Below are 25,189 nucleotides of genomic sequence, written 5' to 3'. Positions count from 1 at the left end.
GCCATGACCGCGCAAGGTCATGGCCCTTTCAAGGAGAGGTCCATGTTTCAGGATCGAAGACTGGGCCTTTTGCTGCTGGCCCCCGCGACTGTGTTCATTCTGGTGGGCTTTCTGCTGCCGGTGGTGATCCTTCTGTCCGGCGCGTTCAAGACCGATGCCGGCTGGCATTTCCAGAACTTCACCGAGTTTTTTAGCCAGAGTCTGAACCGCGAGGTGTTCTGGCGGACCTTCCGTCTGGGCCTGTGGGTGACTGGGGTTTCGGCGCTGGTGGGGTATGGCGTGGCATTGACCATAGTCGATGCCTCGGCCACGCAGCGGGGGCGGTTGGTGGCGGCGCTGGTTTTGCCGCTGATGATCTCGCCGGTGGCCCGCACCTATGCTTGGGTGGTGATCTTGGGTCGCACAGGGATTGTGAACGGCTTTCTGACATCGACGGGCATTCTGGACAGCCCGGCGCGCATTCTGTTTACCGAAACGGCGGTGTTCATCGGATTGGTACAGTTGTTCTTTCCGCTGATGGTGCTGCCGCTGATCTCGGCGCTGGAGAACCTGCCGCGCGATGTGGTGCCTGCGGCGCGGATGCTGGGGGCCAATTGGTTTCAGGTGTTCTGGAAGGTGATCCTGCCATTGACCCGCGAAGGACTGGTCGTTGGTGGCACGCTGGTCTTTGTCGGATCGCTGACCGCCTATGTCACGCCAGCCATTCTGGGCGGGTCCAAGGTCCTGATGCTGGAGACGTTGTTGTATCAGCGGGTCAGCGTCGCCAATGACTTCGCCTCGGCGGCCGTGATCGCGGTGATCCTGATCCTGATGGCCGTTCTGACCAACGTCGTTCTGAAACGCATTGCCAGCACGGGCAAAGGGGGTGCCAAATGATGCGCTTGTCTGGGCAGATCCTGCTTGCGGCGGTGCTTGTCTTTCTGATCGGTCCTTTTGTGCTGATCTGTGTCGCGGGGCTTTCCGCCGGAGAGACGCTGGCCTTTCCGCCGCAGGGCCTGTCACTGCGCTGGGTGGCGCGGGTGTTCGAGGTGGAAAGCTTCCGCACGACCTTTGCCATCTCGATCACGCTGGGCATCGGGGCGACCTTGCTGGCCTTGCTGATCGGGGTGCCTGCGGCCTATGCCTTGGACCGCTACAACCCGCCGGGTGCGGGCCTGATCCGCAATATCCTGTCCACGCCGATCATTGTGCCGGGCATCATCGTGGGCCTGTCGCTCTTGCGCTATCTGGTGATCCCGATGGGCATTGGCATCCTGCCCGCGCTGTTCATCGGCCATACGGCGCTGCTGATCCCTTATGCGGTGCGCATCGTGTCGGGATCGCTGACCAACCTGCGGGTCGATATCGAGGAAGCCGCGGTGATGCTGGGGGCCAGCCGGATGCAGGCATTCTTCAAGGTGGTGATGCCCAATATCCGCAATGGCATCATGGCGGCTTTCATCATCGGCTTCATCACCTCGTTCAATCAGGTGCCGGTGTCGCTGTTCCTGACCGGGCCGGGGGTGTCGACGCTGCCGATCGACATGATGGCCTATATGGAATTCAACTATGACCCTTCGATTGCCGCACTGTCCGGCCTGCTGGCGCTGATGTCGCTGGCCATTGTGCTGCTTGCCGAAAAACTTCTGGGACTGTCGCGCTATGTCTGATGATTTCCTGACACTTGAGAACCTGACACTGGGCTATGGCGGGACCATCGCGGTGGATCGGCTGAACCTGTCGATGAAGCAGGGCGAGCTTGTGGCGCTGCTGGGGCCATCGGGCTGCGGCAAGACCACGACGATGCGGGCCGTGGCCGGGCTGATGCAGCCAGTGTCGGGGCGGATCACGCTGGACGGGCGCGACATTACCCGCACGCCGCCCAACAAGCGTGGCATCGGGCTGGTGTTTCAGTCTTATGCGCTGTTCCCGCACCTGAGCGTGTTCGAAAACGTGGCCTTTGGCTTGCGCCTGCAAGGTGTGGCCCGCGATGAGATCACGCGGCGGGTGAACGCGACGCTGGCCTCGGTGGGGCTGTCATCCTTTGGCGACCGCCAGCCGCGTGCGCTTTCGGGCGGCCAGCAACAGCGCGTCGCCTTGGCGCGGTCCATCGTCGCCGAGCCCAAGCTTTTGTTGCTGGACGAGCCGTTGTCGAACCTTGATGCAAGGCTGCGGCTGGAAATGCGGTCAGAGCTGGCGCGGTTGCAGCGCGATCTGGGCATCACCATGATCTATGTCACACATGACCAATCCGAGGCTTTGGCGCTTGCCGACCGGATCATCGTGATGCGGCAAGGCAGCATCGAACAGATCGGCACCCCGCCCGAGATTTACGAACGCCCGCAATCGGGGTTTGTGGCCGAGTTCATCGGGTTTGAGAACACTTTCGCGCTGCAAGGCGATGCGCTGAAAGGCCCCAAAGGTCAGTTGCCTTGCGCCAACGCGCCTGCCGCAGCCGGATTGGCGTGGCGGCCGCGCGCGGTGCAATTGGGGGCAGGGCCACATCGGGGCCGCGTGATGGGCGCGTCTTATCTGGGCGAGATGGTGGAGTATCTGATCGACAGCCCCGTTGGCATGATCAAGGCAGAGACGCATGCCACCGCCCCGCGCCACACGGTGGGCGACATGCTGGCCTTTGATCTGCCGGTATCGGCGGCGGCAGTTTTGGCGCGCGTGTGATCTGGTGACGCATTCTGCCACCACGCCATCACTTTGGATCGACACTGACCTGGGCTTTGACGATCTGGCCGCCATTGGCCTGTGTCTGGCCCAAGGCGCGCAGGTGGCGGGCCTGTCCATCGTTGCGGGCAACGTCTCTTTGACGCAAGCCGTGCGGAATGCGCAAAGCGCCATCGCCTTGTTTGGTTGGGCGCTGCCGATCCATCCCGGTGCGGCAGCGCCGCTGAAAGGGGCGCTGCAAACCGCCGACTATGTGCTGGGCGCGGATGGAATGCGCAGTGCGAACCGCCGTCTGCCCACGGGCGGCGCATCGGTTCCGACCGGGGAAGATGCCGTGACCGCAATGGCCGCGTGGCGGCGCGCTGGGGGCAAGCGGGTTCTGGCGCTGGGGCCGCTGACCAATCTCGCGCATCTGGCGATGGCCGCGCCCGATCTGGTGCAGGGGCTGGATGTGGTCTGGATGGGGGGGGCCTTCGCGCGCGGCAATCATACCTCTGTGGCGGAATTCAATGCGGCGGTCGACCCTGAAGCGGTCGACTTTGTATTGCGCGCGGGCATGAACCTGCTGATGGTCGGGCTGGAATGCTGCCGCGAGGTGCAGGTGACCCTGTCCGACCTGACGCCGCTGCGCGCGATGCCCGGGGAAAAGGCGGCGCTGCTTGCGGATCTTTACGAAGGCTATATCCGGATCGCGGCCAATGGCACCCGCCCCATGGCGCTTTATGATCCGGTGGCGGCAGCCTTGGCGCTGGACCCCGGCCTATCGCAGCAGGAAGCGGTGTTCATCGCCGCCGAATTGCACGGCACCCTCACGCGCGGCATGACGGTGATCGAATGGCGCCGCCACAAGGCCGCGCCCAATGCCCGCGTCGCAACGGCGCCGCAGGCGGACATCATTCGCGCACAATTTCATGCGGGCCTGATCCGCATGGCGCAAGCCTGACACGAAAGACAAGACATGCAAGCCGAACCTCACGACCTCGACCTTCCCGCCTTGCGCGATCGCGCGGTGCGGGCCGCCACCGGGGCCGGGCCCTTTGATGTGCTGCTGACGGGCGGGCAGGTGGTGAATGTCGCCACATCGGAAATCTATCCGGCCGATATCGGCATAGTGGGGGGGCTGATCGCCTCGGTTCACGCGCCGGCAACGCGGGGGGATGCGGAGCAGGTGCTTGATTGCGCGGGTCAGTATCTGACGCCGGGGCTGATCGATGTGCATATGCATATCGAAAGCTCGATGGTGACGCCGCGCCGCTATGCCGAAACGGTGGTGCCCCAAGGCACGACCACCGTGGTCTGGGACCCGCATGAGGTGGGCAATGTCGCAGGGCTGGAGGGTGTCGACTGGGCGATCGAGGCCGCGCGCGGGCTTGACCTGCGGGTGCTGGTGCTGGCCCCCAGTTGCGTGCCCTCTGCCCCCGGGATCGAGCGCGCCGGGGCGGCGTTCAACCTTGCCGAGATGCAGACGATGCTGGCTTGGCCGGGCATCATCGGCGTGGCCGAAGTGATGGACATGCGCGGGGTGCTGACGCGGTCTGACAAGATGGCGGGCATCGTGAATGCGGGGCTGGCCTCGGGCAAGCTGATTTGCGGACATGCCCGCGGGCTGCGCGGTGCCGAGGTTCAAGGCTTTGCCAGTGCCGGAATTCAGTCTGACCACGAGATCAGCGGCCCCGAGGATTTTCTGGACAAGCTGCGGGCGGGCTATTGCATCGAATTGCGCGGATCGCACGACTATGTGCTGCCGGGGGTGGTGCAGGCCTTGGCGGGCTTGCCCCATGTGCCGCAGACCCTCACCATCTGCACCGACGATGTCTTCCCCGATGACTTGCACCGGGCGGGCGGGATGGCCGATGTGCTGCGGCGCCTGGTCGGGCATGGTTTGGGCGCGGTGGATGCGCTGCGGGCGGCAACGCTCAACGCCGCGATGCGGTTGGGCCGGGCGGATCTGGGGCTGATCGCGCCGGGCCGCCGGGCCGATATCGTGGCGTTTCACGATCTGACCGGGTTTCGCGCGGCTCGTGTGCTGGCGTCGGGCCGGGTGGTGGCCGAAGGCGGCACGGCATTGCGCGGTGAGGGGCCGGCCACTGACTTGCGCTTTACCGACACGATGAAGCTGCCACGCCTGACCGCGCAGGATTTCGAGATTGCGGCCAGCGGTGACAGTGTCACCGTGAATACAGTCAAGCGCCCGCGCTTTACCGAATGGGGAACGGCCCGCCTCCCCGTGCAGGACGGGCGGGTGCAGGTGCCGGCTGACATGCTGCGCATGGCGGTGGTGCATCGGCACGGGCTTGCCCCGGCGGAGCCTGTTGTGGGTTTGCTCGAGGACTGGGGCACATGGTCGGGGGCAATTGCCACCACCGTTGCGCATGACAGCCACAACCTGAATGTCTTTGGCTCGGACACGGGCGATATGGCCCTTGCCGCAAACGCGCTGATCGCCTGTGGCGGGGGCATGGCGGTGGCGCAGCGGGGGCAGGTTCTGGCGGTGCTGCCCTTGCCCGTCTGTGGCCTTCTGTCCGATGCACCTGTTGCCGAGGTGGGGGCACAGCTGGCCGCACTTCGGGCCGCAGCGGATCGGGTGGCCGACTGGCTGCCGCCCTTGCGCAGTTTCAAGGCGATTGTTGGCGCGTCTTTGGCGTGCAACCCCGGCCCGCATGTCACCGACGTTGGGATATGTGACGGCGGCTCGGGCGAGATCCGGCCCGTGGTCGCTGGCTGAAGCGGTCTCGGGCTTTGGCCTGACCGCATCAGAACCTGCATGAACCCCGGACAGGGGGGCGTGGGGCCGGGCGAGACCGGATTTCCCAATCAATGGGTCTCTGCGGCCTTTGCGAAGACCCGTGCCTGTCACACAGACAATGCCCGGTGCCTTGTCCGCCTGCGCACAGGAAAGCGCAACTGAACCAGCCCGACGAAGAACCGTCGGGTCTTGAAAGCCTGCAAGAATATACTTAGCTAGCTAATGAGTTTTACAGGATGGCGCCGGGTATGACGGAGAATGCAGTTTTCATTGACACGCTGATGGGGGTCATCCGCGCCCTCAGACGCAGCTATGACACGCGTGCCCGTGCGATCGGGCTCACGCTTTCCCGCGCGCGGGCGCTGACGGCGCTTGCCGGGCGCGAGGGGGTGACACAAAGCGAGCTGGCGGCAGAACTGGCCATCGAAGCGCCTTCGCTTAAGCGGCAGATCGATGCGCTGGTGGCCGATGGTTTCGTCGCCCGGCAACCTCAAGAGGATGATGGGCGCAAGAATGCCTTGGTCCTCACGCCGCGTGGCCGCGACAGCGCGATCGTCGACTTTACGGCGCGCTTGCGGCGCGAAGTGCTGGCAGGCATTCCATCAGAAGAGCTTGAGGTGGCAGCGCGGGTGCTGAAACAGATCGCGCTAAACCTTGAAAAGACGGATCGAACATGAGCGCGTCTGCACCACCAGCACCGGTGCAGCACCCGCCGCTGCCCGCAGGGCGCGCCTTGGCCTATATGGCGGCGGCGACCGTGATCGGGCTGGCACAGGGCCTGCAGCAGGGGTTTGTCACCACCAGCTTGCCGCAATTCGCGGGGGATCTGGGGGTCACGACACCCACGGCGGCATGGCTTCTGGCGGTTTACATGATCCCGCGCGCGGCGCTGCCGGTCTTGCTTATCAAGATCCGAACCCAATTCGGGTTGCGTCGCTTTACCGAGATCGGGGTTGCGGCTTATGCCCTTGTCGCCTTGGCGTCGCTCTGGGCGGATGATTTCCGCTCGGCGCTGGTGCTGCAAGCACTGGCGGGGGCGGCTGCCGCGCCCCTTTCCACGCTGGCCTTTCTTTACATGCTTGAGCCGTTGTCTCCGCAAGCGAAAATGGTGCTGGGCCTGCCGCTGGCGATGGTGGTTCTGATGACAGGGCCTGCGCTTGCGCGCGTGATCGGGCCGTCTCTGATCGGCGACAGCGGCATGGCAGGGGTGCATCTTGCCGGGCTGGGGCTGGCGCTGGTGTCACTGATGCTGGTGCTGCTTTTGCCGCTGCGCCCGATGCCCCGCGAAAAGGTGATTGAGCCGCTGGATTTCCTGAGTTTTGCGCTGATCGGGTCGGGCTTTGCCGGTTTGATCGTGGCCTTTGTGATGGGCCCGATCCACAACTGGTTCGATGCCCCATGGATTGGCGCTGCTCTGGTGGCTTCTGTCATCGCGTTGACGCTGGCCATTGCGGTCGAGTTGAACCGCAGAGCGCCGCTTCTTGATATCCGCTGGCTCGCCAGCCCTGCGATCTTGCATCTGACGGGCACGCTGCTTGTGTTTCGTCTGATCCTGTCGGAACAGTCGGCGGGTGCGCCCCGGATGTTTCAGGTGCTGGGGGTGGGCCCCCATGCGTTGACCGGGCTGTTTGCGGTGATCACGCTGGCGGGCGTTCTGGGGGCGCTGGCCTGCATCGCGTGGATGAGGCCCGGGCGTGTCGCCGCCTTTCACCTGGTGGCGCTGATCCTGATCGCCTTTGCTGCCTTTGCCGATTCCGGCGTGACTCCCGACTGGCGACCCGCGCAGATGATTGTCAGCCAAGCGTTGATCGGCTTTGCCGGGATGTTGTTCATGCCGCCGGCGATGATGGCAGGGTTGCTTTCGGCGCTGACGAAAGGGCCGCAATACATTCTCTCTTTCGTCATTGTGTTTATTTCGACCCAGAGCCTTGGCGGGGTCCTTGGTTCTGGCCTGTTCACGACCTTCACCACCCATCGCCAAGCTCTGCACTTGCAAGATCTTGCCGTTCAACTGACCCCGTCTGATCCAGAGACCCTGCATGCGCTGGCCGGACGTGTGGCGGCGCTCGCCGGGATGTTGCCCGACGCTGCGGCACGACGCGCACAAGCGGCAGCCGATCTTGCGGGTCAGGCCAGCCTGATCGCTTGGACCGAAGCCTATGCCGATGCCTATGCCCTGACCGGATGGGCTGCCGTGATCGCGGCCTCGGCACTGGTCCTTCATCTGTTGCGCGACCGTTTGGCCGCCAAGCTCACGGAAAAAACGCTATGAAAAAGACGGCTCTCCTTCCCACCCTTATTGCGCTGGTGCTTGGCGCGGCAGGCGTTTTCCTGCTGCTTTTTGCGTGGCATCTGCCGCCCTTCGCGCCAGAAACCCCGCGCACCGAAAACGCCTATCTGCGCGGTGAGGTGACCCAGATCGCTCCGCAGGCGGCAGGCTATGTCACCGCTGTCGAAGTCACGGATTTTCAGACCGTGGCGCAGGGCGACATCATTGCGCGGATCGACGACCGCATCCCGCGGCAAAGACTGGCGCAGGCCGAAGCGCAACTGGCCGCTACGCGGGCAGCGCTGAAGGTGGCCGAGCAGGAGGTCCATTCTGCCGAGGCTGCGGCCCGCGCGTCTGCGGCAGCCCTTGCCGCGGCGGGCTCTGCACTCGAGACAACGCGCAGCCAAGCCGAGCGCGTGGGTCAACTTCTGAACCGCGGCGTCAGCTCTCAATCCGCGACCGATCAGGCGCTGAACGCGCTGCAACAGGCGGAAGCGGCCCAGATCCAAGCCAGCACGCGCTTGGAAGTTCAAAACGAAACCGTTCAATCTGCCCGCGTCGCGCTGGACGCCCGCGCGGCTGACATCTCGGCCGCCAAGGCGGCGGTCGAACTGGCCAAGATTGAACTCACCAATACCGTCGTCCGTGCGCCGGCGGATGGCACGCTCGGACAACTCGGAGTGCATCTTGGCCAATACGTGACGCCGGGAACGGCGCTTGTCTCTCATGTTGGCACGCGGCTCTGGGTTGTCGCCAATTTCCGCGAGACGAATATCAAAGGCCTTGCGCCGGGCGCGGCCATCGCCTTTTCGGTGGATGCATTGGGTGGGCGCCGGTTTGCGGGACATGTCGAGGCGCTTTCGCCTGCCACCGCCTCGGAGTTTGGGCTGATGTCGGCCACCGCCAGCAGCGGCAATTTCACCAAGATTGCACAGCGCCTGCCCGTCAGGATCGCGATTGCGCCAGAACAGGCGGGTGCCGAAGCGCTGCGCGCTGGCATGTCCGTGGTGGTTGACGCACAATAGGCGCGCGAAGGTTCCGCCTGACCGCTGCCCTGTTCAGGCATGGGGTCTGACAAACGCCGAGCGGGGAGCGCACCTTGCCACGGCTGTCTCTTTCGGTGCATGCGTGGGGGCGGGCGACGTGAGGTTCATGTCGCGCCGCCCTATTTTTCTGCTCGGTGGTGGAAGCGGCCTGCGGCATGCCTATGTAAAGCGCCGCCACTTCGCTCTGCGAGCCGCAAGGGGGCGTTCCGTCAGCAAGAAAGAAAACGTCTTGGATTACTTATTTATCGTGGCCGGATTGATTGGCCTGTTTTTCGGCGGTGAAGCGCTGGTGCGCGGCAGTGTCGGCATTGCGAAACGCTTGGGCATGTCGTCCTTGCTGATCGGATTGACGGTTGTCGGCTTTGGCACATCGACGCCTGAGCTTCTGGTCTCGGTCCAAGCGGCTTTGGCGGATGTGCCAGCCATCGCCATCGGCAACATCGTCGGATCGAATATCGCCAACATCCTGCTCATTGGGGGTTTGACCTGTCTGGTCTGGCCGATCCGGGTTTCGGGCGCCACCTTGAAGCGTGACACTGCCGTGATGATCGCTGCCGCTGCGGTCTTGGTCCCGATCTTCATGGCCGGAGAGATGGGACGGCTGATGGGGCTTTTGCTGCTGGCGGGCCTGATCGGCTATCTGGTCTGGGCTTATGTGCAGCCGGGGGATGCCGCAGATGAGGATGTGGATGGCGCCATGCCCAAGTCGATTCCTGTATCGGTCTTGTGGGTGATCGGGGGACTGGTTGTCCTGATCTTTGGCGCGCGGTTCCTTGTGACGGGCGCTACAAATATCGCGCGCGATTTTGGTCTTTCCGAGGCCTTCATCGGCTTGACCATTGTGGCGGTGGGCACATCGCTGCCCGAACTGGCGACGTCGATCATCGCTGCGTTTCGCAAGCAGTCCGAAATTGCCATCGGCAACATCGTCGGATCGAACATCTTCAACGTTCTGGGGATCTTGGGTGTCACGGCGTTGATCTCGCCTATCCCGGTTGAAGCGCGCTTCCTGACCTTTGATTTGCCCATTATGATCGCAGCCTCGGTGCTGTTCGCGGCCTTGCTTTTAACGCGCCCGGTGATTGGACGCGCGATCGGTGTGGGGCTTTTGGTTGCGTATGTTACTTATGTCTATCTCGCGCAGTGACGCCCGAGCGGCGCTGCGCCCTGCATTTCCCATCGCGTGACGACAGCATGCGCTGGGGCGGTGCTGCCGTTTCCTGATCATCACGGATCGTGGACGGCAGCACCGGCCTCTGGTCTTTGGGTGGGGCAGTCAGTGCGCGTCCACCAATTGCCAGAAGGCGGTTTTGCGCGCATGGGTTTGCCGGAGCCGCCGGACAAAATCCGCATGCGGGAGGGCGGCGCCATAATCTTTGATCTGGGGAGCGCAGAGCCGGCATTCCGCTAAATGCCGCGCAGCATGGCGGTAACGGCTCGACTTTGCGCCGCTTAGCGTATCTGTGATCATTGCGCGCCGCAGCAAGGTTGCGGCAAGCGGGTGTCGGGCCGAGAGTGCATCGGCGGCGGGGGACAAGATGTCATAAGCGTCGCCGTCGAGGTCTTTTGCGCGCGCCTCGATCACGCGGGCGGCACGGCCAAGGTCGGGCCAGCCGATCAGGAACTGGATCGCCGCGCTCAGTTGAGGATGGGTCTCAGCCAAGGTGAGCGCTGCGTCCTCAGCGTCTATGTCGTCGAAATCCGGCAGGAGTTGCAGATATTTTCGCAACTTAGGGCCGTCCAGCGTTTGGGTGAAGGTCTGCCACAGGTGCTGCTTCAAATCCTCTCGCCTGCCCAGTTTTTCCAACGCTTCGGCATAAGCCGCGTCAAGATCGGGGCGGAACATGCGCAGCGATTGTCCCGCCGCCGCATTGCGGGCGCGCGCCAAATGCTCGAACGCCTCTTCCACGCGGCCCACATCCATCAACCGGCGTGCCACACCAAGGGCGATGCTGCCTTGCATCAATTGTTCGGCTGAATAACGGGCGATGTAGCTGTCAACGTCGCCCTGCGCATCGGCCACGTCCGCAAGGATGAGGGATCCTGTGCTGTCCTTGTGGCGACGTGCGCGCAGGTCTGGCGATCCGCTCAGCCCCCGCGCCTTGTGGCGCGAGATCTCTTGCGCGGTGGGGGCCGCCGCCGCCCATGCGGTGGTGATGGTCTTCAGGTGCTCCAACCCCTCTGGTCCCAGCGCATCGGCCAAGGCTGGAATGATCCCGTCAAATTCGCCAAAAGCCGCTTCTGACACCGCGTCCAGAATGCGCTCTGCCAGCACTTGCGGGCTTGTCGAGAGCCGTGGCGACAAACCTGCGATCAGGCGCATCGCGTCGCGCAGGACTGCGCCGATGGCGCCATTGCTGTCATCGCTGCGCGCATGGATCGACGGCGCAAGTTGCAGAAACGTCCACGCAAGATCAAACGCGTCATCCGGATCTTGCGGGGCCACGCCGGTTTCAATCAATGCGACGAGGCTTGCGAGATCCTTGACGAAGGCCTTGTGTTTGCGCCAGCCCACAGGACTGGTTGACCGCCGCAGAGAGACAAAGCGTTTGCGCAGATCTGCCGCAATGTCCTTGGGGCCTTGCGCCGCGCTCAACTCCAGCCGCGCCCGCCGTTGCAGGGTCGCATTGCCTTGCACGAGGTCCATCACCAACCCTGCAAGCCGCTCTGCTCCCAGTCTCTCAAGGTTCTCTGCGTTCAACGTTTTCTTGGCCATATTGGGGGGCGGCTTTCCTTGTTTGCCCCCAAGGTGCCCCAGCGCGCAGGCACCTGCAACGCCCAGCAGTCAGGCGCGCGCCACCCCAGCCGAGCGTGCGGCTTTGTGCGTCTTTCGCCTGCATTAAAGACATGTCAAAAAACGAGCGGCGGCATGACGGGCATTGACGGCCTGCCACAAGACAGTGCGGAGAGTGCCAAAGCCCGCGTCCGACTTTGGCAGCGGTTGTTTCACGACAAAACCGTCTGGGCTGAAAAACGCTTGATAGGGCGCGCCAGACGGGTCAAAGAGCGCCTACGCGCTTGGTCGCTTGAAAACCTCGGGTAGGCGGCCCGAACTGGTCATGCAGAGGAGAAGCGCAGCGATGTCTGACCCGATCGACGCTCTGAAAATCTGGGTGATCAACCTTGAGAGGGCCACGGAGCGCATGGCTCGGATGGACGCGGGTCTGCGTGCGCAAGGCTTGCGATATGAGCGCATCTCCGGGATTGACGGACGAAGCGAATTTCAGAGACTGCTTCCCAAGGTCGATCCGGTGGCCTATGAGCGCAACATGGGCCAGAGCCTGCTTCCGGGGAAGGTGGGCTGCTATTTCTCTCATCTCCTTGCTTGGCAGCGTCTGATTGCATCCGGCGCAGAGATGGCCTTGATTCTGGAAGATGACGTCGTCTTTCACGCCGATTTCCGTGAGGCTCTGACACTTGCCATCGCTGCCAAAGCACATTGGGATCTTTTGCGGTTGAACCGCATCCGTGCCAAGTTGCCGATATGTCAGGGGCGCATCGGCCCCTATGTGCTCAACGCCTATATCGGGCCTTGCACGGGAAACGGCGCCTATCTGATTCACCGCGAGACGGCGCGACGCATGCTCGGCACAATGGTGCCACAGACACGCGCCGCGGATCATGAAATAAACCGCTTCTTCGTGCATGACTTTCGCCTGCGCGGATTGGAACCCTTTCCCAGCCATATCGAAGATTTCGGTGACAGCCAGATCACCGGTCTTCACCATGCCGATGTCCGCAAGCCCCCCGCGTTCAGGCGTCTTCCCTATTACCGGCTGAAGGCCGCAAATTACATGCGCAGGTCATGGTGGATGCTGCGGCGTGGGGAAATCTGGCCGAGTGGCAAGGTGCTTGAAACATGACAAACGCCGTCTCTTTCTGCCAAGCCTTGAACGCATCTCATCAAGATCTGGAACCCCATCGTGCCACTGATCAGCATTAGCAGCCGAGATCTGCCCCTGAAGCCGGTGGCCATGGTCTCTCAACTCAGTGAGATCTGGCGAGAACAAGGTCACGACGTGCATGTGGCGCAGGATTTTCATCCCAGTGCCGACCTTTGCATCTTGCACCATGATCGCACCTTTGTTCCGGCCTCCGATATCCCGACAGCGCCTGCCGGTGTTCGTGTGCTGAATGGCGCGGCGCATGACATCTCGAAGCGACGCTATACTTCCTTGCTGCTGACCCCGGACAGCGACTGGACAGGCCCGGTCATCCTGAAGACCAATCTCAACCACTTCGGGGCGCCGGAAAGACGCGATGGCAAAACCGTCGGCAGCGAACTGAGGAAGACACTGGCGAAGCTGTCATGGCGCTTGGCCCGAAGGCTGCCGCCCAAGGGCTATCCTGTGCTGGACAGAATTGCGGCAGTGCCCGATTGGGTCTGGCGGAACCACGATCTGATTGTCGAAAAGTTTCTGCCCGAACGGCACGAGGGCATGTATTGCCTGCGCGGCTGGATCTTTTTCGGTGCGGAAAGTTATGGCTACCGGATGTTTGCGACCGACCCTTTGGTCAAGGTCAAATCCATCGTGCGTCATGAATATCTGGATGAGCCGCCCGGCGCACCCATCCTGCGCTGGCGCGAAGAGATGGGGATCGAATTTGGCAAGTTCGACTATGTTGTTCATGATGGCACGCCGATCCTTCTGGATGCCAACAAGACGCCCAGCCTTGTCCGCGGTGCGCGCAGTGAACGCGTCATGCGTCTGGCGCGCGGTGTGCAACCTTTCTTGAAGTAAGATGCCCATGCTCAACCCTCTGATCCCGATCAATGCCTTGCTTCCCGACGATGCGGCCTTCATGCCGCGCACGGTCTTGGCGCATCTGCGCTGGCTTGGCATGAACGCGCTGAACGTTGAAACGATCACGGGCCATGCTCTGGGCGTGATCGGACAGCGTCCTTCGGTGCGCCATCAGGCCTGCGTGACCGATGAAATCCTGACGTTTCTCAAGGATGCTGGTCTGCCGGTCGGGGAAGACATTCGCGTTTATCGCGTTGCAGAGGAGGCCGAGCAGCACGCCGATGCCCTCATCGCCGAAGGCTATCGGCTGTTCGGACCCTATCCCTTGCGAGAGTCGCGTTTTCCAGATGCGGCGCAACTCGTGCCTGCCGGGCTATGGCGAAGCCTGAACAGCAAGGCCAAGCTTGGCGATCTGGTGCCGCTCCGCCATCTGGCCGCCCGTCAGTTGTGGCGCGAGGATGACAGTCCGGACCTTCCCATCGGCGGGATCTATCTGAAATACGCAGGCACAGAGCCGACTGGCGTGGGGCATTGTGTGCGGTATTGCCCGGATAAAGACAGTTTTGTCAGCGCCATCGATTGGTTCAGATCCGAAGGCTGCGCCGATCAGCTTGTGATGGAAGAGGCCATCGACACCGACATCACGTGGTGCGCGAATATTGCGGTGACCGAAACCGGAGCGCACTATCTTGGGGCCGCGGAGCAACTGCTGGAGGCCCCCGGTCAACAGTCGGGCAGCATGATTGACCCGGACTTCCCTTTTCCAGAGGAAGGGAAGGATCTGGTGGTTCAGATCGGTGAGACGGCACGGGCGCGGGGCTTTCGTGGCATCGCGGGATTTGACATCGGGCGCAGCCGTGATGGCCGCTTGATCGTGTTTGATCCGAATTTTCGTATTAACGCCTGCACAAGTCAGGTTTTGCTGCATCCCGCTGCCAGCCAGCGCGCAGGCCTTGGGGCCAGCCAGTCTTTCCATGTTGCCAGCACGCTGTCGGCCGATGCGCTGATGGACCGACTTGCCCCGGCCATCGCCGATGGCTGGCTTGTTCCCACCCGTGTGATTGATGGTCGTTGGCTGGGCGATGAGGCGCCACCTGCCGCCTGCACAGGCATTGTGCTGGGCGGAACCCGCGCGGACGCGCAGGCGAACCTTGCGCGTGTGAAAAGCTTGGTCTGAGCCTTTCAGCCGATGGTGCGGCGCAGGACATCCAGCCAGTTGCCCCAGCACAGCCGGGCAATCAGCTCTGATCCATAGCCTGCCCGTTCCATTGCCTCGACCAGTTTGGGCAGTCCAGCGGTGGACCCGATGAAGCGCGGAATTGTGGTGCCGTCGAAGTCAGACCCAAGCGCGACACCTTTGTCGCCCAAGCGGCTCAATAGGTGGTCAATATGGCGCAAGATCACCTCTGGCCCGGTGTCTGCGTTTTTCACGCCGTCTTCGCGCAAAAAGGCCACGCCGAAGTTCAGGCCGACCAAACCCTTGCTTTCGGCGATGGCATCAAGCTGGCGGTCTGTCAGGTTGCGGGTGGCGGGCGTCAAAGCATGGGCGGCGGAATGGGTGGCCACCAGCGGGGAGTCTGTCAGCTTGGCCACATCCCAGAACCCTGCTTCGTTCAGATGGCTGAGGTCAAACAGGATGCGCAGCCGGTTGCAGGCGGCAAGCAGGTTGCGCCCGGCCTGTGTCAGCCCCGGCCCGGTGTCAGGGGAGGCCGGAAAATTGAACGGAACGCCATGGCCAAAGATGTTGTCGCGGCTCCAGACCGGCCCCAGAGAGCGGAGCCCTGCCGCATGATACAGATACAATTCGTCCAGATCCGGGCCAATCCCTTCGCATCCTTCGATATGAAGCAAGGCCGCGATCGCACCTGCCGCCTCTGCGGCCTCGATCTCGGCAGCCGTTCGGCAAAGCCGGATCGCATCGGGCCGGTCTGCGGACATGCGGTGCAGAATGGCGGCCATTTCCAGCGTAACTTGTCGTGCAGCGACGGGATCGACAGGGTCAAACGCGCGATAGGTCGCCATCGGGTCCGGCGCATTGGCGGGATCGCCGGGGACCCAGATCGCAAAGAAACCGCCCGCAAACCCGCCGGCGCGGCACTTTTCCAGATCAAGATCGCGCGCTGCGCCCGCGAAGAACGACGCCCCATGCCGGTCACCCGCTGCCCAGAGTTTGCTCAACAGGTCGTTGTGTCCGTCGAAAACTGGGCGCATCGGCATGGTTCGCTCCTAGATTGTGGCAGTCACATGACTCGCCTTGACAGGGACGCGCAAAAATTGCCCATTTGGTCAAAGTTGCGCCTGCCCGTTTTGGGTTATAGACGCTTCCCAACAAGAGAGACAGGGAGTCTTCCATGAAGCTTGATCTTACCTTTCGCCATGCCGGCGCGCTTGTTCTGGCATCTTTGCTGGCCGGGGCCGCTCCAGCCGCGCTGATGGCCCAAACGCCGGCCGATACGCTGGTGATCGGCGATGCCATTGATGACATCGTCTCGATCGACCCGCATGAGGCATTCGAATTTTCCGGCACCGATCTGGTGAACAACACCTATGACACGCTGATCGAACAAGATCCGACCCGTCCGGGCGAGCTGGTTCCCGGCCTTGCGGAAAGCTGGGATGTGGCGGAAGACGGTCTGACCTACACTTTCAAGATGCGCCCCGGCGTGACCTTTGCTTCGGGCAATCCGGTGCGGGCCGAAGACGCGGTCTTTTCCTTGCAGCGCGTGGTCAAGCTTGACAAAACACCTGCCTTTATCCTGAAGCAGTTCGGGTTTACCGCTGAAAACGTTGAAGAAATGATCACCTTTGAAGGTGATACCGTCACCCTGAAGACCGACAAGCCCTTCGCGCCCAGCTTTGTCTACAACTGCCTGACCGCTGCCGTCGGCTCTATCGTGGACAAGGAAACCGTCATGGCCAATGAGGTCAATGGCGACATGGGCAACGAATGGCTGAAATCGAACACGGCAGGGACGGGGGCCTATGTCCTGCGGTCGTTCAAGCCGTCCGACAGCTATATCCTTGAGGCCCGCGAGGGCCATTGGCGCGGCGATGCCAAGCTCAAGCGCGTGTTCATGCGCCATATTCCCGAAGGCGCCACCAACCGCCTGCTGCTGGAGCGCGGCGATATCGACGTCAGCCGCGAAGTCACTTCGGTGGACATCGAAGGTATGGAAGGCAATGCCGATATCCGCGTGGAAACCGACCTTGCCGGTTACATCTACTATGTCTCGGCCAACATGAAGAACGAAGCCTTGGCCAACCCCAAGGTGCTGGAAGCGATGCGCTGGGCCATCGATTATCAGGGCATGGCCGACAGCTTCCTGAAAGGCGAGCAGACCGTGCATCAGGCGTTCTTGCCGCGCGGCTATCTGGGCGCGATTGAGGAAACGCCCTATTCGCTGGACGTGGAAAAGGCCAAGGCACTTTTGGAAGAGTCGGGCGTCGAGCTGCCGCTGAACATCAAGATGTCGGTGCGCAACGCCCAGAACCGCACCGATATGGCGCAGTCGATCCAGAACACCTTTGCGCAAGTGGGGATCAACCTGACCCTGTCCATTGCCGAAGGGGCGGAAGTGCTGGGCGAATACCGCGCTCGTCAACATGATCTGACGCTGCAAAGCTGGGGGCCGGACTATCCCGATCCGCACACCAACGCGTCGACCTTTGCCATCAATGCGGACAACTCGGACGAGGCCCAGCTTACGGGGTCGCTGGCATGGCGCAACGCCTATGAACCGGGTGAGTTGATGACCATGACCGAAGCGGCCGTGATCGAGCGCGACACCGAAAAGCGGCGCGCGATGTATGAGGATATTCAGCGGCAACACCGCGACACCTCGCCCTTCATTGCGATGTTCCAGGAAAACAACCGCACCGCAATGCGCGCCAATGTCAAAAACTTCTACACCGGCGGCACCGTGGATTCGGTGACCTACTGGCTGGTTGAAAAGTAAGGGTCTTTCGGCGGGCGGGATCATCCTGCCCGCCGGAGCCTGCCGCCTATGACCGCAGATCCCGACACCCCCGCCCCGTCCGCTGGCTTTCTGTCCGGCTTGCCCCGCCTGTTGCGCTTGATCGGCGGCACGGCGCTCACTCTGGCCATCACCATTCTGGGCCTTTTGCTTGTCACCTTCGTCATCGGTCGCGTGGTGCCAATCGACCCGGTTTTGGCCATCGTCGGCGAGCGGGCGACCACGGAACAATACGAGGCCACCCGCGTTGCGCTTGGCCTTGACGAGCCGATGTGGAAGCAGTTCGCGATTTATGTCGGCAATGCCGTTCAAGGCGATCTTGGCCAATCCTTGCGCACAAAGCGCGAGGTTGCAGACGATATCATCCGCTATTTTCCGGCGACGCTGGAACTTGCCACGCTTGCCACGCTGTTTGGCGTTCTGGTCGGGGTGCCAGCCGGCGTTTTGGCGGCAACCCGCCCCGGAACATGGGTGGACCAGATCGTTCGGATCGTGGGCTTGATGGGGTATTCCATGCCGGTCTTCTGGCTGGGGCTTCTGGCGCTTTTGGTGTTTTACGGCATTCTGGGCTGGGTCGGCGGTCCGGGACGGCTGGATGCGGGTTTCTCGATGATGTTCGAACTGGATGTTCCGCCAAGGACGGGGATGATCCTGATCGACACCGCCCTTGCTGGTGAATGGGCCATGTTCCGAAACGCGATCAGCCATATCATTCTGCCTTCGGCGGTCTTGGGTTACACCTCGATGGCTTACATCAGCCGGATGACCCGCAGTTTCATGATGAATGAACTGGGGCAGGAATACATCACCACTGCACGGGTCAAAGGGATGCCCGAATGGCGGGTGGTCTGGGTGCATGCGCTGAAAAACGTGATGGTGCCGCTGATCACCGTCATTGCCCTGTCTTATGCCTATCTGCTCGAAGGCTCGGTGCTGACCGAGACCATCTTTGCCTGGCCCGGCCTTGGCAGCTACATCACAGACGCCCTGTTTGCCGGAGACATGCCCGCCGTTCTGGGTGGCACGGTGGTGGTGGGAGTCGTTTTTGTTACGGTGAATATGGTGTCCGACCTGCTGTATCGCCTTGTTGATCCGAGGGCGCGCTGATGGCCACGATGATTGAATGGCTGCGAGATCCCAGCCCGGCCTCGCGCACGCAGGCACGCCTTGGGCAAAGTTACCTTGCGTGGCTGCGGATGCGGCGCAATCCGCTGGCGATGGTGGGGCTTGTCATCATCCTTGCCCTTTTATTCATGGCGGCTTTTGCGCCGTGGGTGGCTACGCATGACCCGCTGGCGCAGAACCTGAGCCAGCGGCTGCTGCCGCCGGGAACGCCGGGGCATTGGCTGGGCACGGATGACTTCGGGCGTGATATCTGGAGCCGGATCGTCTATGGCTCGCGCATCACCCTTTACATCGTGACGCTGGTTGCGGTGACGGCCCCGGTGCTGGGGCTGTTGATCGGCACCGTGGCCGGATATTTTGGTGGTTGGGTAGATCAGGTGCTCATGCGCATCACCGACATCTTCCTGGCCTTCCCACGCCTGATCCTGGCGCTGGCTCTGGTCGCCGTTCTGGGGCCGGGGATTGAAAACGCGGTGCTTGCCATCGCGCTGACCGCATGGCCGCCCTATGCACGGGTGGCGCGGGCAGAAACGCTCACGGTGCGGACCTCTGACTATATCGCCGCCGTGCGCTTGCAAGGCGCCGGGGCAGGGCGGATCATCTGGGGCCATGTCATGCCGATGTGTCTGCCTTCGGTCATCATCCGCGTCACGCTGGATATGGCGGGCGTCATCCTGATTGCGGCCGGGCTTGGCTTTCTGGGCCTCGGCGTGCAGCCCCCCACCCCGGAATGGGGCCTCATGATCTCGTCTGGCCGCAAATTCCTGTTTGAGCAATGGTGGGTCGCCACCATGCCCGGGCTTGCGATCTTTATCGTCTCGCTGGGTTTCAACCTGCTGGGTGACGGGTTGCGCGATGTGCTGGACCCAAGGAGCAGCGGCAAATGACCCTTCTTTCGGTAAAAGACCTGCGCGTGACCTTTGACACCGAAGCGGGGCGCGTCGAGGCCGTGCGCGGCGTGTCCTTCAGCCTTGGGCGCGAACGGTTGGGCATCGTGGGCGAAAGCGGATCGGGCAAAACCATGACCGGCCGCTCCGTCCTGCGCCTGATCCGTCCGCCGGGCCGCATCGAGGCCGCCGAGATGGTGTTTGACGGCACCGATCTGATGCGTGCGTCAGAGCGCGAGATGCGGGCCTTGCGCGGCCAGCGGATCGCCATGGTCATGCAGGATCCGAAATATTCGCTGAACCCGGTGATGAAGATTGGCGCGCAACTGACAGAAGGGTTGCGGCGGCGTGACGGCCTTTCGGCCAAGGTGGCCCGTGAGAAGGCCATCGAAGCGCTGGAGGCCGTGCAGATCCGTGGCCCCGAGCGGGTGATGGAGGCCTATCCGCATGAATTGTCGGGCGGGATGGGCCAGCGGGTGATGATCGCCATGATGCTGATCCCGAACCCTGACCTGCTGATCGCCGATGAACCCACGTCGGCGCTGGATGTGACTGTGCAGGCCGAGGTGCTGTCGATCCTTGACGGATTGGTGCGCGACCGTGGCATGGGGCTGATCTTCATCAGCCATGACCTGCGGCTGGTGGGGCGCTTCTGTGACCGCGTTCTGGTGATGTATAAGGGCCGCGTGGTCGAAGAGTTGGAGGCGAAGAACCTCATGCAGGCAGAGCATCCCTATACGCGGGGCCTCCTGAACTGCCTGCCCCGGATCGGCGGAGAGCGGGCGCCTTTGCCCGGGCTCGACCGTGCGGCGGAATGGGCGGAGTAAGGCGATGGCACTGATCGAGGTTGAAAATCTGTCGGTCCATTATGGGACCAAGGAAAAGCTCGTGCGCGCGGTGGAGGGTGTCAGTCTAAGCTTGGACGCCCGCGAAAGTTATGGGCTGGTGGGGGAGAGTGGATCAGGCAAATCCACCATTCTGCGGGCCATCTGCGGGCTGGCGCCCATCACGGCAGGCCAGATCCGCATTGACGGCCAGCCCGTGCCCACCCCGCGCGGGCGCGCCTTCAGCCGCCGGGTGCAGATGGTGTTTCAAGACCCTTATGCCAGCCTGCACCCGCGCCACACGCTGGACCGCACCCTGTCCGAGCCTTTGGCGATCCATGGCATCGGCGATACCGACGCCCGTGTCGTCAAGGCGTTGCAGGACGTGGGCCTGCCCGCCAACTTCCGCTTCCGCTATCCGCATCAGCTTTCGGGCGGCCAGCGGCAGCGCGTGGCCATCGCGCGGGCGCTGATGCTGGAGCCCGAAATCCTGCTTCTGGACGAACCCACTTCGGCGCTGGATGCCTCGGTTCAGGCGGAAACGCTGAACCTCTTGAACCGACTGCGCAGCGAGCGTGGCCTAACCTTCCTTATGGTCAGTCATGACCTTGCCGTGATCGACCATATGTGTGACCGCGTTCTGGTGATGCAGCATGGCCGCGCGGTGGAAGAACTGACCCGCGATCAGCTGGCCAGCGCCACGATGACCACGGATTACGCCCGCACGCTTTTTGAGGCGAGCGCGGACCGGATGCTGGGCGCTTGAACAGCCACGAAGAGGATATGATGAATTTCCCGGTTTTCGACGGCCACAATGATTTTCTCTTGCGGCTCTACAACGCGCCTGACCGGCGTGAAGACCTGTGGCTGAAGGGCGAGGTGGATGCGGCAGGCAAGCCTGTTGGCCATCTGGACCTGCCCCGGATGCGACAAGGCGGCTTTGCGGGCGGGTTCTTTGCGATCTATGTGCCATCCCCGGTGGCACATGACAGCCCGGACTATCAGGCGCTGATGGATGCGCCGCCCTATGACGTGCCGCTGCCCGATTTGATCGACGCCAAAGGCGCGCAGCCGGTGGCCTTGGCCATGGCGGGGCATCTGCACTGGATGGCACGGGTTGCGCCCGATGATTTCACGCTCTGCACCACCGCTGCCCAGATCCGCGAGACGATGGCTGCGGGGCGCATTGCGGGCGTGATGCATATGGAAGGCGCCGAGGCGATCAGCGCAAGTTTGGATGAGTTGCAGCTGTGGCACGCGATGGGGCTGCGGTCGCTGGGCCCGGTCTGGTCGCGTCCGACGGTGTTTGGTCATGGTGTGCCGTTCCGCTTTCCGGGCGACCCAGACACCGGGCCGGGATTGACCGCCGCAGGCAAGGATCTGGTCCGTGCCTGTGAGAAGATGCGGATCATGCTGGATCTGTCCCATCTCAACGCGGCCGGCTTTGATGACGTGGCGCGGATTTCGGGCATGCCCTTGGTTGCCACGCATTCCAATGCGCATGCCGTAACCGCATCCACACGCAACCTGACCGACCGCCAGTTGGCGATGATCGCGGAAAGTGGTGGGCTTGTCGGGCTGAACTACGCCACCTGTTTTCTGCGTCCAGACGGGCGGCAATCCCCCGATATGGGATGGGAGGCCGTGTTGCGGCACTTGGACCATCTGCTCACCCATCTGGGGGAAGAGGGAGTCGCCCTTGGCTCTGACTTCGACGGAGCAACCATTCCCGCTGGCATCGGGGATGTGAGCGGGCTGCCGGCGCTTCTGCAGGCGATGCTCGATCATGGTTTCGGGGCCGAGCTTGTGGAAAAGATCGCACATCGCAACTGGCTTGCCTTGCTTCAGCGGGTCTGGGGCGCCTGAGGCAAAGAGGGGTGTTCCGCTGGCGACGGCGCGCACACCGCGTCTGCTATGCTGACAGACGGGAAGGGCGGACGTGCAGCCGACTGGCCGCCCGTCTTACCGTCCGAAGCTGTCTGCATAGCGTGCCGACATCGAGCCCGCCGCCGGTTTGGAGGGTTCCAGCATGACGGTCTGGTCGCGGCCGCTGGCTTTGGCCTGATAAAGCGCGCGGTCTGCGAACTTCTGACCTTCGGTCCTGTTGAACGCTCCGGCCTCGAAGAAGAAGCCGCCGATGCTGACACTGGTGCGCAACTTCAACTCGGGCGGGCCATAGCTGACCCGGCACGCTTCCCTGAGGCGTTCAGCTGCCTTGAAGCCCGCGTTTGTGCTGTCGACGCGCAGGACGATCCCGAACTCCTCGCCTCCAAGGCGCGCGGCGAAATCTTCGGCGCCGAGCGTTTGCGAGATTGCCGCCCCCACCGAGCGCAGGGCGTGATCGCCCGCGGCATGGCCATAGCGATCATTGACCGACTTGAAATGATCAATGTCCATCATCAGCAGGGCCAGCGTCTTGGGGCGGTCTTTTTCAAGCGCATCGCAATATTCCACAAAGGCGCGGCGATTGGGCAGGCCGGTCAGCTCATCCGTGGCCGCAGCAAGGCTCAGCAGCCGCTCTCTCCGCCGCAGCCGTTGTTCACGCTCCATCATATGTCCGAAGATCAGCACAGATGAAACATTCAGCGCCGCGATGAAGAAAATCAGCCGCAGCGTTGGCGCCGGGGTGAGGAAGAACGCGAGCGTGGTGGGCAGCGCGCACATGAGCGAGAGCGCCAGCCAAGCCTGCCAATTGCGTGCCACGGTCGGGCGTTCCAGCTTTGTCCACATCCAGACGGCAAGACCGGTTGCCGCGATCACCGCCATGCCAAGCGGTGCGCCTGCACCGCCGATCAGCCAGCGCCCTAGCCCCGCGATTGTGATCGTGACCCATGCGGCGATCGGCCCGCCGAAAAGAGCGGCGACCCCCACGAAAGCGCCACGGGCATCTGCCTGATACCCCGGCGCGAACTGAAGCGGCTCTAACATCGCAAGGACCGTGCCCAGTCCCAAGGCAAGGCCGACACCGGCCCGGCGCAATGCCGTCTGCCGAACGGATCTTTGCAACGCACCAAAGACCATGCAGCAGATCGCCATGAGCCCGATCGTGTTGGAAGACGTCAGGATCAAATCCAACATGCGCGGCTCCGGGTGTAGATGTGGTAAAGGAAGACAACGCACTTTTGGGGCGGCAATGTAAACCTTCTTTCTTCTTTGGGTTGCGCCTTTCCGCTGCCAAACGCAAAGGGTCCGGCGGATTTCGGCGCGCGATGCAAGGGGCAGGCGTCGCGTGAGGACGAAAAACCCATGCCAAGGTAATGCATTGATCCACTTGTGCAAAACGCTGTCATCGGCTGCTTTTCGTCCCATGCCAAAGGGGCAGGGGAGCAGGATGTGTTGACAGTTGCGTGACCTGCAAGCCTCGGGGGCCCTTGCTGGGTGCAAAGGTGCGGGGTCAGGCGGCTGGGGTCTTGCCCGTTCCCAGTTGCGAGGGCGGCGGCTGCATGGCCAGCCATTGGCCACCGCCTGCCACCGCTTCCAGTTTGCGATTGCGCACCACAACCTTTCCCCGCAGCAAAACCGTGACAGGCATCCCGATCACACGGGTGCCTTCAAACGGGTTGTAGCCTACGTTGTCGCACAGATCATCGCTGCCATAGGTGTGTGGCATGTCCTTGTTCCACAGGACGATATCGGCATCAAAGCCTTCTGCGATCTCCCCTTTGTTTGGCAGACCAAAGGCACGGGCCGGGGCCGTGGCCGTCAGATACGCAAAGCGCTCTGCCGACATCCGCCCCTTCGAGATGATCGCATCGAACATCAGCGGCAGGCGGGTTTCCAGACCCGGCATGCCATTGGCGATCTTGTTGAACGGCGCGTCGCGGCCATTTGCGAATTTGCCTGTTTCATCCATCCGATACGGCGCGTGGTCCGAAGTGAGCAAGGTGAGGGTCCCGTCCTGCAACCCCTCCCACAGGGCGTTCTGATCGTCACCCGTGCGCTGGGGCGGCGAACACAGGAAACGCTCGGCCCGGGGCTGTTCCAGAATATCGCGGGTCATCAACAGGTAATGCGGACAGGTTTCGGCCTGCACCGGCGCGCCGCGCGCTTGGGCCGCGCGCACGATTTCAACCCCCTCGCGGGTCGAGACGTGAAAGATCATGATCCGTGCGCCAGTGAATTCGGCAAAGCGGCACATCCGCTCAATCGCCTCGATCTCGGCTTCGCGCGGATGCGAGTCGGCATGGTATTTCGCGGCCGTCTTGCCCTCGGCGATCAGCTTCTCCGTCATGTGGCGGATCAGGCCATCATTTTCGGCGTGAAAGCACACCAGCGCGCCATGGGTCTTGGCCACGCTCAGGATATCAAGGATCGATTTGTCGTCCTGCCGCACCTTGTCATAGGTGGTGAAAATCTTGATGGACCGGTGCCCTTGGGCGATCAGCGCGGGAATGTCTTGCGCAAGGTTGCCGTTCGAGGTGTCGGACACGATCATGTGGAACGCGTGGTCGATCATCGCCCCTTTGCGGGCAAGGGCGGCGTAATCAGAGACGACCTGTGCCATCTTATGGCCGGGGTGCTGGGCGGCAAAGGAGACCACGGTGGTGGTGCCTCCCATTGCGGCAGAGCGGGTGGCGGTTTCAAACGTGTCTGCGTTCAACAGCCCGGCGCCGGACACCTGTTCAATATGGCAATGCGTATCGACACCGCCGGGCAGCACCAGATGTCCGCTGGCGTCGATCTCTTCGTCGGCGCCGCCCGCGATCTGGGGGGCGATGGTCACGATTCTGCCGTTCCGAATGCCGATATCGCCGATCCCGGTGGCGCCCTCGCGCACCACGGTGCCGCCACGGAGGATCGTGTCGTAAGGCTGATTTTCCATCGCTGACCGTCGCTGCTTTTCTATTTTGATATACAGTGTGTATACTGATTTGTGTCGCATTTGTATGTTAGGTGCAAGTGTAACGGGTGTGTC

Annotated in this window: 22 protein-coding genes; 18 read left to right on the top strand and 4 right to left on the bottom strand. The window is 62.6% G+C overall.

Annotation, left to right across the window (positions count from 1 at the left end; all coding sequences use genetic code 11):
- Positions 1-42 precede the first annotated feature (42 nt).
- The 9 genes from CUR21_RS13070 (at position 43) to CUR21_RS13030 (ending at position 9,866) form a co-directional block, all read left to right on the top strand.
- Positions 43-876, top strand: coding sequence for an ABC transporter permease (locus CUR21_RS13070; RefSeq protein ID WP_100197442.1), 834 nt, complete (start codon positions 43-45; stop codon positions 874-876).
- Positions 873-1,649, top strand: a complete 777-nt coding sequence (locus tag CUR21_RS13065) for an ABC transporter permease (RefSeq protein WP_100197441.1) — start codon at positions 873-875, stop codon at positions 1,647-1,649. The genes CUR21_RS13070 and CUR21_RS13065 overlap by 4 nt, the downstream gene beginning before the upstream one ends.
- Positions 1,642-2,658 (top strand): ABC transporter ATP-binding protein, encoded by a 1,017-nt coding sequence (locus tag CUR21_RS13060; RefSeq protein ID WP_100197440.1) that lies wholly within the window; start codon positions 1,642-1,644, stop codon positions 2,656-2,658. The genes CUR21_RS13065 and CUR21_RS13060 overlap by 8 nt, the downstream gene beginning before the upstream one ends.
- 4 nt (positions 2,659-2,662) lie before the next feature.
- Positions 2,663-3,601, top strand: a complete 939-nt coding sequence (locus tag CUR21_RS13055; protein WP_232622783.1) for a nucleoside hydrolase — start codon at positions 2,663-2,665, stop codon at positions 3,599-3,601.
- 15 nt (positions 3,602-3,616) lie between these two features.
- Complete coding sequence (locus CUR21_RS13050) at positions 3,617-5,383, top strand: adenine deaminase (RefSeq protein WP_100197438.1); 1,767 nt, start codon at positions 3,617-3,619, stop codon at positions 5,381-5,383.
- 269 nt (positions 5,384-5,652) lie between these two features.
- A complete protein-coding gene (locus CUR21_RS13045) occupies positions 5,653-6,081 on the top strand; it encodes a MarR family winged helix-turn-helix transcriptional regulator (RefSeq protein WP_157792014.1) in 429 nt (142 codons plus the stop codon).
- Entirely contained in the window at positions 6,078-7,676 is a 1,599-nt protein-coding gene (locus tag CUR21_RS13040; RefSeq protein WP_100197436.1) for an MFS transporter, read from the top strand. Before CUR21_RS13045 ends, CUR21_RS13040 begins: the two co-directional genes overlap by 4 nt.
- On the top strand, positions 7,673-8,698 hold the full coding sequence (locus tag CUR21_RS13035) for an HlyD family secretion protein (RefSeq protein WP_100197435.1): 1,026 nt from the start codon (positions 7,673-7,675) through the stop codon (positions 8,696-8,698). The genes CUR21_RS13040 and CUR21_RS13035 overlap by 4 nt, the downstream gene beginning before the upstream one ends.
- A 250-nt stretch (positions 8,699-8,948) precedes the next feature.
- Positions 8,949-9,866: a calcium/sodium antiporter gene (locus CUR21_RS13030; RefSeq protein ID WP_100197434.1), complete on the top strand. Its 918-nt coding sequence runs from the start codon at positions 8,949-8,951 to the stop codon at positions 9,864-9,866.
- A gap of 129 nt (positions 9,867-9,995) precedes the next feature.
- Here the strand turns inward: CUR21_RS13030 and CUR21_RS13025 are convergent, their stop codons facing one another.
- On the bottom strand, positions 9,996-11,435 hold the full coding sequence (locus tag CUR21_RS13025) for a DUF6880 family protein (RefSeq protein WP_100197433.1): 1,440 nt from the start codon (positions 11,433-11,435) through the stop codon (positions 9,996-9,998).
- Between the two features lie 364 nt (positions 11,436-11,799).
- Here CUR21_RS13025 and CUR21_RS13020 point away from each other — a divergent pair, with 364 nt between their 5' ends.
- Genes CUR21_RS13020 through CUR21_RS13010 form a run of 3 tightly spaced genes read left to right on the top strand, consistent with a single transcriptional unit; the run spans position 11,800 to position 14,641 of the window.
- Positions 11,800-12,582 carry a glycosyltransferase family 25 protein gene (locus CUR21_RS13020; RefSeq protein WP_100197432.1) on the top strand — a complete coding sequence of 261 codons (783 nt, stop codon included), beginning with the start codon at positions 11,800-11,802 and terminating at the stop codon, positions 12,580-12,582.
- A gap of 60 nt (positions 12,583-12,642) precedes the next feature.
- Entirely contained in the window at positions 12,643-13,461 is an 819-nt protein-coding gene (locus tag CUR21_RS13015) for a hypothetical protein (RefSeq protein ID WP_157792013.1), read from the top strand.
- A 7-nt stretch (positions 13,462-13,468) separates the two neighbouring features.
- The gene (locus tag CUR21_RS13010; protein WP_157792012.1) at positions 13,469-14,641 is read left to right on the top strand and encodes a hypothetical protein; all 1,173 of its coding nucleotides are present in this window, start codon (positions 13,469-13,471) and stop codon (positions 14,639-14,641) included.
- 5 nt (positions 14,642-14,646) lie between these two features.
- On the opposite strand, the gene CUR21_RS13005 is transcribed toward CUR21_RS13010, so the two are convergent.
- Complete coding sequence (locus CUR21_RS13005; protein WP_100197551.1) at positions 14,647-15,675, bottom strand: dipeptidase; 1,029 nt, start codon at positions 15,673-15,675, stop codon at positions 14,647-14,649.
- Positions 15,676-15,815: 140 nt separating this feature from the next.
- Between CUR21_RS13005 and CUR21_RS13000 the strand changes: the two genes are divergently transcribed.
- From CUR21_RS13000 to CUR21_RS12975, 6 genes are read left to right on the top strand one after another with little or no spacing between them, the layout of a single operon-like run.
- Positions 15,816-17,420: an ABC transporter substrate-binding protein gene (locus tag CUR21_RS13000; protein ID WP_100197429.1), complete on the top strand. Its 1,605-nt coding sequence runs from the start codon at positions 15,816-15,818 to the stop codon at positions 17,418-17,420.
- 48 nt (positions 17,421-17,468) lie between these two features.
- Entirely contained in the window at positions 17,469-18,545 is a 1,077-nt protein-coding gene (locus tag CUR21_RS12995; RefSeq protein ID WP_100197428.1) for an ABC transporter permease, read from the top strand.
- Complete coding sequence (gene nikC / locus CUR21_RS12990) at positions 18,545-19,450, top strand: nickel transporter permease (protein ID WP_198431692.1); 906 nt, start codon at positions 18,545-18,547, stop codon at positions 19,448-19,450. The genes CUR21_RS12995 and nikC overlap by 1 nt, the downstream gene beginning before the upstream one ends.
- Positions 19,447-20,277 carry an ABC transporter ATP-binding protein gene (locus CUR21_RS12985; RefSeq protein ID WP_100197427.1) on the top strand — a complete coding sequence of 277 codons (831 nt, stop codon included), beginning with the start codon at positions 19,447-19,449 and terminating at the stop codon, positions 20,275-20,277. Before nikC ends, CUR21_RS12985 begins: the two co-directional genes overlap by 4 nt.
- A gap of 4 nt (positions 20,278-20,281) precedes the next feature.
- Positions 20,282-21,040 (top strand): ABC transporter ATP-binding protein, encoded by a 759-nt coding sequence (locus CUR21_RS12980; RefSeq protein WP_100197426.1) that lies wholly within the window; start codon positions 20,282-20,284, stop codon positions 21,038-21,040.
- 20 nt (positions 21,041-21,060) lie between these two features.
- Positions 21,061-22,140, top strand: coding sequence for a dipeptidase (locus CUR21_RS12975; RefSeq protein ID WP_100197425.1), 1,080 nt, complete (start codon positions 21,061-21,063; stop codon positions 22,138-22,140).
- A gap of 96 nt (positions 22,141-22,236) precedes the next feature.
- Here CUR21_RS12975 and CUR21_RS12970 read toward each other — a convergent pair whose 3' ends face one another.
- Positions 22,237-23,352, bottom strand: coding sequence for a diguanylate cyclase (locus tag CUR21_RS12970; protein ID WP_198431691.1), 1,116 nt, complete (start codon positions 23,350-23,352; stop codon positions 22,237-22,239).
- Between the two features lie 316 nt (positions 23,353-23,668).
- Positions 23,669-25,096 carry a dihydropyrimidinase gene (hydA, locus tag CUR21_RS12965; RefSeq protein WP_100197423.1) on the bottom strand — a complete coding sequence of 476 codons (1,428 nt, stop codon included), beginning with the start codon at positions 25,094-25,096 and terminating at the stop codon, positions 23,669-23,671.
- Positions 25,097-25,189 lie beyond the last annotated feature (93 nt).

The organism is Pseudorhodobacter sp. MZDSW-24AT (genome assembly GCF_002794355.1).
Lineage (GTDB): Bacteria > Pseudomonadota > Alphaproteobacteria > Rhodobacterales > Rhodobacteraceae > Pseudotabrizicola.
This window is presented reverse-complemented; position numbering and strand designations above follow the sequence as displayed.